At 73.2% G+C, this 5,946-nt stretch carries 6 protein-coding genes; all 6 read right to left on the reverse strand.

The window, feature by feature from the left end; translation table 11 throughout:
* Positions 1–702, reverse strand: a 702-nt coding sequence (locus ACFVYA_RS49130; RefSeq protein ID WP_387055458.1) for an AMP-binding protein, incomplete at its 3' end; no start/stop codon positions are given.
* Entirely contained in the window at positions 699–1,997 is a 1,299-nt protein-coding gene (locus ACFVYA_RS49135) for a protoporphyrinogen/coproporphyrinogen oxidase (protein ID WP_387055460.1), read from the reverse strand. The genes ACFVYA_RS49135 and ACFVYA_RS49130, both read right to left, overlap by 4 nt.
* Positions 1,994–2,911, reverse strand: a complete 918-nt coding sequence (locus tag ACFVYA_RS49140) for a UbiA family prenyltransferase (protein WP_387055462.1) — start codon at positions 2,909–2,911, stop codon at positions 1,994–1,996. The genes ACFVYA_RS49135 and ACFVYA_RS49140 overlap by 4 nt, the downstream gene beginning before the upstream one ends.
* A complete protein-coding gene (locus ACFVYA_RS49145; RefSeq protein ID WP_387055464.1) occupies positions 2,908–3,546 on the reverse strand; it encodes a class I SAM-dependent methyltransferase in 639 nt (212 codons plus the stop codon). Before ACFVYA_RS49145 ends, ACFVYA_RS49140 begins: the two co-directional genes overlap by 4 nt.
* 13 nt (positions 3,547–3,559) lie before the next feature.
* The gene (locus ACFVYA_RS49150) at positions 3,560–4,663 is read right to left on the reverse strand and encodes a DegT/DnrJ/EryC1/StrS family aminotransferase (RefSeq protein ID WP_387055466.1); all 1,104 of its coding nucleotides are present in this window, start codon (positions 4,661–4,663) and stop codon (positions 3,560–3,562) included.
* Positions 4,660–5,742 carry a DegT/DnrJ/EryC1/StrS family aminotransferase gene (locus tag ACFVYA_RS49155; protein ID WP_387055468.1) on the reverse strand — a complete coding sequence of 361 codons (1,083 nt, stop codon included), beginning with the start codon at positions 5,740–5,742 and terminating at the stop codon, positions 4,660–4,662. The genes ACFVYA_RS49150 and ACFVYA_RS49155 overlap by 4 nt, the downstream gene beginning before the upstream one ends.
* Between the last annotated feature and the right edge of the window lie 204 nt (positions 5,743–5,946).

The following is a 5,946-nucleotide window of genomic DNA, read 5'->3' on the forward strand; positions in this document are numbered from 1 at the left end:
CAGCAGCACGATCTTGCGCGGGGCGAGGCAGAACACGCTGCCGGTCCAGCAGAAGGGGCGGCCGTGGGCGTAGGAGGAGGCGTTGGCGACGACGTCGTCGCGGCGGGTGCCCACGACCGGGACGCGCAGCGCCTCGAACCGGGCGAGCCGGTCGATGATGGTGCGCGTGGTGTGGACGACCAGCTTGGGGGTGCCCGTGGTGCCGGAGGTGTGGTTGATCACCAGCGGGTCGTCGTCGGGCCGGTGCCGGGGCGCGGGGGCCCGGGTGCCCCGCACGTCGTCGAGCGCGAGTTCCCCCGCGCCGGGGGTGGCCAGGGACAGCACGCGGCGGGCGTGGTGCGCCGGGACGGGCCGGTCGGTGACGAGGACCGCCGGCTTCAGGCGCTCGAGCAGCGTTTCCAGGACGTCGCCGGGCAGCTCGCCCGACAGCAGGGCGGGTACGGCGCCGAGCCGGATCGCCGCGCAGGCGAGCAGGTCGTAGTCGTAGTGGTTGCGTTTGACCATCGCGACCCGCTCGCCCGGGCGGGTTCCGGCGGCGTGCAGCCAGCCCGCGGCCTCTTCCACGAGGCCGGCCAGCTGGGGCACGGTGAATTCGGTGCCCCGGCCGGGCGCGATGTCGAAGGGCCGGTCGAGCACGACGGTGGTGTGCGTGCCGCGCGCGGCGACCTCGTCGAACAGGGTGCCCATGTCGTGGGGTCTCATACGGGTTCCCTCCTGGCGGGGTGGGTGGAGAGCAGCCGGGCGGCGGCGCGCTGTCCGGAGCGCACGGCCGCCTCGCTGCATGGCACGAGCCCGGTCCAGTCGCCGGCGTACTCGACGGGGGTGACGGGCCGGGTGGAGAAGGCGGCGCGCAGGGCCAAGGCACGCGGGGTGGCTTCGGGCAGGGCGTCGCGGAAGCGGGTGACCAGGACGCCGGTGGCCGTGCGCAGCGCGGGGAGGAACCGCAGGGCCGCGCCGGAGAGGACGGCGGTCACCTCGGCGTCGGTGGCGTCGAGCAGGCCGGGAGCGACGGCGGGATTCGCCATCACCGTGACCAGGCCCCGTCCGGCGGGTGCCCGCCCCGGGTGCTTGACGTGGTCGAGGATGAGCGTGGACACCACCCGGTCCTCCGCGTCGGGGACGACGATCGCGTAAGAACGCGATGCCGGACGGGTCGGCAGCATGAAGTGCGCCTTGACCACCGGGGTGAACGTGGTGGCGGCGAGGAACTCCGCGTCCTGGGCGGGGGCGTCGAGGTGCAGGACGCGGGCCACCGGTGCGGGCACGGCGAGCACGACCTGCCGCGCGCGGATCCGGTCGTCGCCGCAGAGCACCACGACCGATCCGGACTCCGGCACCACGCCGTCGACCCGGACGCCGGTGGTGACGTCCAGGGACGCGGCCAAGGCGCGCGCGAAGGTGTCCATGCCGTCGCGGTAGGTGCGCCAGGTGTTCGCCGGTCCGGCGGCGGCCAGCAGCGCGAGCAGCGGCGCCGCGGCCGAACGCTCGGGCCGCCAGCCGAAGAACCCGGACACGACCGGCTGGCACAGGTAATCCAGCACGTCGGGGTGGAAGGCCCCGGCGAACTCGGCGACCGTGCCGAGGACGGCGCGTTCCGGGTGGTCGAAGTGCGGGCGCACCCGCAGCACCCGCAGCAGGTCCAGCCGGGCGCGCGGACTCAGGCCGGCGCCGGTGAGCAGACCGCGGGGGTGAGCGAGCCCCGGCCGCGCGCGGCCGCCGCGCCACACGGCGAGGTGGCGCCCGATGCGGGGCACCGCGGCCCGATCCACACCCAGCTGCCCGAGCAGCTCCCACGTGGCCGGGTAGCCCCGTTCGGGCACCTGCTCGGCGCCGGTGTCGACGAGAAACCCGCCGGTGCGCAGGGTCCGCATCCGGCCGCCCACGGCGTCGGCGGCCTCCAGCACGCGCACCGAGCGGCCGGCGAGGCGCAGCGCGTGCGCGGCGGCCAGCCCGGCGACGCCGGCCCCGATGACGACGACGTCCTCTTCGGCGCTCACAGCAGGTTCACCACGACCAGCGCCACCACGGTGACGCGGTGGATGCGGATGCCCAGGAGGCGGGCGCGCAGGATGTCGCCCTGGCCGAAGGCGATGCGCAGCTGGAGGGCCCGCAGCAGGAGCGTCGGCAGCAGCGCCACCGGGAACCACCACACGGTGCCCAGCCACGGCCCGCAGACGATCAGCGCGGCCTCCACGGCCGTGACGGCGAAGATGAAGCGCATGTTCCCGCGCGGCGAGGTGAGCGCGGCGACGGTGGGCCGGCCCACCCGGCGGTCGCCCTTGATGTCGTTGGTGTTGGAGTAGACGCCGAACAGCAGCGGTCCCAGGCCGAACAGCAGCGCCTGCACGACGACGTCGCCGTCGAGCGAGCCCACGGCCAGTCCGTAGGGCGCCAGCACGAGCGCCCAGCCCAGGGCGGCGATGAAGAACTCCTGGAAGCCGTGGTAGCTGAGCTTGACACCCCAGGAGTACTGCACGGAAAAGAAGTAGGTGACGCCGATCAGCACGACCGTCCACAAAGGAGTGTGCGGTGCGGTGATCATCGCCGCGATCCACAGCAGCGCCCCGATGATCCCGGTGACCCACGCGAACCGCAGCACCTGGTCCTCGGTCAGCGTCCCGGCGACGAGCGGCTTGCGGTAGCGGCGGCGCTTGCGGTCGTCGGGGGCGTAGTTGGCGACGTCGCTGCCGTCGCGGAAGCCGGTGAGGTCGTCCAGGGCCACCATCGCGGCGATGACGAACACCTCGCCGAGCAGGAACAGCCCGCCGGTGGCGAGCACACCGCCGTCGAAGCGCAGCGCGGCGGGCAGCAGCGTCCCGACGACCAGGACACCGAGGTAGTAGTCGACGATGTCGAGCTTGGCCAGCCGGACGTAGGCGCGGGTGGTGGTGGAGGTGATCGAGGTGGTCACCGGTGCCCCTCCAGGGCGATCAGGGCGGCAAAGGACCGGTCGCCGCCGTAGAACACGTCGCGCCGCTCGACCAGCCGGGCCCCCGGCAGCAGCTCGAGGTAGGCGTCCAGGTCGCGCAGCCGCGAGTACTCGCCCACCGGGATGTCGGCGTGCTCGTACTCCACCAGCACCAGGTGCCGGGCGGAGGCGGCGATGCGGCGGCACGCTTCGGCCAGGTCGTCCTCGCCGAGCACGTGCATGAGGACCCACACGCACACGGCGACGTCGAACGGCTCTGCGGGTACCGGCAGCTGCTGGACGGCGGCGCGGGCGAACCGCACGTGCGGCAGGCCGGCGCACTCGGCGCGGGCGAGGTCGAGCATCCGGGGCGTCAGGTCCACGGCCAGCACGGCACGGGCCTGCGCGGCGATGGTGGGAGTGAGCCTGCCCATGCCGCAGCCGATCTCCAGTGCGGTGCGGGGCGCGATCGCCCGGAGGCACTCGGTGACGATCGCGCGGGTGCGTTCGGTGGTGGTCCCGGCGAGGCCGGCGGGCTGGGATGCGCGCATGACGCGCGTCAGGCCGGGGCGCGCGGCCCGGCGGTGCCACTCCAGGGCGACGGCGTCGGCGGTGGGAGCGGGGGTGGTGTGCGGCATGGGGGTCTCCGTTTCAACTGCGGGCGAACCGGCACACTTCGTCGGCGATGTGCTCGACTTGCGGGTCGGTCAGGTGGGGGTGGATCGGGATGGCGAGCTGCCGCGAGCAGGCGCGTTCGGCCGCCGGCCAGTCGCGGCCGGTGGTGCGGAACGCCGCTTGGCGCGGCAAGGGGGAGCGGTAGTACACGTGCGAGCCGATGCCACGGGCGGCGAGGTGGTCGTGCAGCGCGTCGCGGTGCTCGGCGAGCAGGGAGTACACGTAGAAGCAGCGTCCGTCGCGGCCGGGCGGCGGTGGCGCGACGCCCGGCAGGCCGGTGAACCGCTCGGTGTAGTACTCGCCGATGCGGGCCCGGCGTTCCAGGCGCGCGGGCAGCCCCGGCAGGCGGCGCAGCTGGAACGCCGCCATGACCTCGTCGAAGCGGCTGTTCACGCCGATCCGGTGGTGCAGGAACCGGGTGCGGCCGTCCTGGCCGTGGTTGCGCAGCATGCGCACGGCACGTCCGATTTCCGGGTCGCCGGTCACGACCATGCCGCCCTCGCCGGGCATCCCGAACGTCTTGACCTGGACGAACGAGTAGACACCCGCGTCGCCCCAGGTGCCCGCGGCCCGGCCGCCGAGCACGCCGCCCTGGGCGACGGCGGAGTCTTCCAGCAGCCGCGCACCGGCGCCGTCGGCGATGACGCGCAGGGTCGGCATGTCGGCCATCACCGAGAACACGTGCGCGGGCATGACGACCTTGGTGCGCCCGGTGACCGCCTTCTCGACCTCGACCGGGTCGACGACCATCGTCGCCGGGTCGATGTCGGCGAACACCGGCGTGGCGCCGAGCAGCGCGGGGGCGGCCCCGAGCGGCGCACAACCGTAGGCGGGGACCACGACCTCGTCACCGGGTCCCACGCCCATGGCGCGCAGTACGAGCGTCAACGCCGAAGTACCGCTGGAGCAGGCGACCGCGTCGGCCGCTCCGACGGCGTCGCGGATGACGGTCTCGAAGTGCCCGGTGCGGCGCCCGAGGATGAACCGCTGCTCGGGGTCGAGCGCCACTTCCCGGACCACGTCCAGCAGCACCTGGCGGTCGTCTTCGAAGAGATCCGGCGGGAAGAACGGGATCTTCACACCGCCTCCGCGGAGCGGAAGAAGTCGCGGATCTCGTCGCAGACCCGGGCGACGTCGTCCTCCCGCAGGTCCGGGTAGAGCGGCAGCGCGAGCGCGTGCCGGCAGGCGGCCTCGGCGTGGGGGAAGTCCCCGGGCCGGTGGCCCAGGCCGGCGAAGCAGGGCTGCAGGGGCAACGGGATCGGGTAGTACGTCTCGGTCCCCACGCCGCGCGCGGCCAGGTGCGCGGCCAGCTCGTCCCGCCGCTCGACCTCGATCGCGTACACGTAGAACACCCCGCGCACGTCGGCCCGGCGCGGCAGCACCGAGGGCAGCTTCCGCACCCCCGGCACGTCGGCGAGCAGTTCGGTGTAACGCTGGGCGAGGGCGGCGCGGCGCTCGATGTCCGCGTCCAGGCGGCCGAGCTTGGCCAGCAGCACCGCGGCCTGCAGGTCGTCCATCTTGCTGTTGACCCCGACCGCGCCGGTGGTGGTGTTGATGGCGGGGAAGTGGCCGGCGGTGGGACCGAACCGGCCGTGGTGGCGCAGGGCGGCGACGGTTTCGGCGACGACCGGGTCGTCGGTGAGGACCGCGCCCGCGTCGCCGAGCGCGCCCAAGGTCTTGGTCGGGAAGAACGACAGCACCCCGCCCGCGCCGAGCAGCCCCGCGTGCGTGCCGCCGTAGCGCATCCCGATCGCCTCGGCGCTGTCCTCCACCACGGTCAACCCCAGCCGCCGGGCCACCTCACCGACTCCCGTCATGTCCGCGGGCTGGCAGAACAGGTGCACCGGAATCACGAACCGGGTGCGCTCGGTGGTCACGGCCGCAAGTGAGGCGGGGGACAGGCCGTAGCCGTCGGGCTCGATGTCGGCGAACACCGGACGGCCGCCCGCGAGCACCACGGCGGAGGCCGAGGCGATGAACGAGAAAGCGGGCACCACCACTTCGTCACCGGGGCGCAGGCCGCACGCGCGCAGCAGGAGAACCAGCGCGTCGGTGCCGCTGTTCACCCCCACCACGTACTTCGCGCCGGTGTACGCGGCCAGCGCTGCTTCCAATTCGACGACCTTGTGACCATGTGAGTACTTTCCGCGGTCCAGCACGTCGATAATGTGCCTGCTCGTGGCGGGCCACAATTCCGAAAACGACGCTGATTGGGTGAATAGTGGAACGGTCAACTGTTCGCCTCCGCTGTCGGAACTCTCCGACGATCCTAATTCGGGGCCCGGTACCAGGACGGCGAAAGCATCGTGGAGCTGGAGAGTTTCCATAGCCATTGCCGTCACACATCCCGTTCTACACTGCTG

The organism is Amycolatopsis sp. NPDC058278 (assembly GCF_042881395.1).
In the GTDB taxonomy this organism is placed as follows: domain Bacteria; phylum Actinomycetota; class Actinomycetes; order Mycobacteriales; family Pseudonocardiaceae; genus Amycolatopsis.